Source organism: Mesorhizobium sp. M7A.F.Ca.CA.004.06.1.1 (genome assembly GCF_003999135.1).
Classification (GTDB): Bacteria; Pseudomonadota; Alphaproteobacteria; order Rhizobiales; family Rhizobiaceae; genus Mesorhizobium.
Window position 1 is genome coordinate 1 of the sequence record NZ_RZPQ01001210.1, and the last position, 1038, is coordinate 1038.

At 64.6% G+C, this 1038-nt stretch carries 1 protein-coding gene; it reads right to left on the reverse strand.

What is annotated here, in order from left to right:
- On the reverse strand, nt 1-1038 hold a 1038-nt coding region (locus EN906_RS35200), incomplete at both ends, for an alanine--tRNA ligase-related protein (RefSeq protein ID WP_245484406.1).

The following is a 1038-nucleotide window of genomic DNA, read 5'->3' on the forward strand; positions in this document are numbered from 1 at the left end:
TGGCCAGGGCCTGGATGATGCCTTCGGCAGCTTCAGTCTCATAGCCGAGGAACTCGGTGGCGCCCGCCTTCTCGCGCACGGAGAACCAGATGGTCTCGGTCGCCGCGTCGCCGGAGCCTGCCCAATGCTTTCGCGCCTCGGCCTTCTGCTGCTCCATCGCATTGGTGAAGCCGGCAAGATCGACCGAGATGCTGCGCTGGCGCAGCGCGTCCTGCGTCAGATCAAGTGGGAAGCCGTAAGTGTCGTAGAGCTTGAAGGCCGTTTCGCCGTCCAGCATGTCGCCGGCATGCAGCGTCTCCGTCGCCTCGGAGAGCAGGCCGAGGCCGCGCACCAGCGTCTTGCGAAACCTGGTCTCCTCGAGCTTCAGCGTCTCGGTGATCAACTGTTCGCCGCGCAGCAGCTCCGGATAGGCCTGGCCCATTTCGCGCACCAGCGCCGGCACCAGCTTCCACATCAGCGGTTCGTTGGCACCCAGCAGCTGCGCATGGCGCATGGCGCGGCGCATGATGCGGCGCAGGACATAGCCCCGGCCTTCGTTCGAAGGCAGCACGCCGTCCGCCACCAGGAAGGAGGACGAACGCAGATGATCGGCAATGACCCGGTAGGACGCGACCGTCTCCTTGTCGGGACCATGCCCGATCGCGGACGAGGCCGCGTCGATCAGGTGACGGAACAGATCGGTCTCGAAGACGCTTTCCACCCCTTGCAGGATGGACGCCATCCGCTCCAGGCCCATGCCGGTGTCGATCGAGGGGCGCGGCAGGTCGATGCGCTCCTCCTTCGTCACCTGTTCATACTGCATGAACACCAGGTTCCAGAATTCGAGGAAACGGTCGCCATCCTCCTCCGGGCTGCCGGGAGGGCCGCCCCAGATGTGTTCGCCGCGGTCGATGAAGATTTCAGAGCACGGCCCGCACGGTCCGGTGTCGCCCATCGCCCAGAAATTGTCCGAGGTCGCGATGCGAATGATGCGGTCGTCGGAAAAACCGGCGATCTTCTTCCAGAAGCCGGCCGCCTCGTCATCCGTGTGATAGCTGT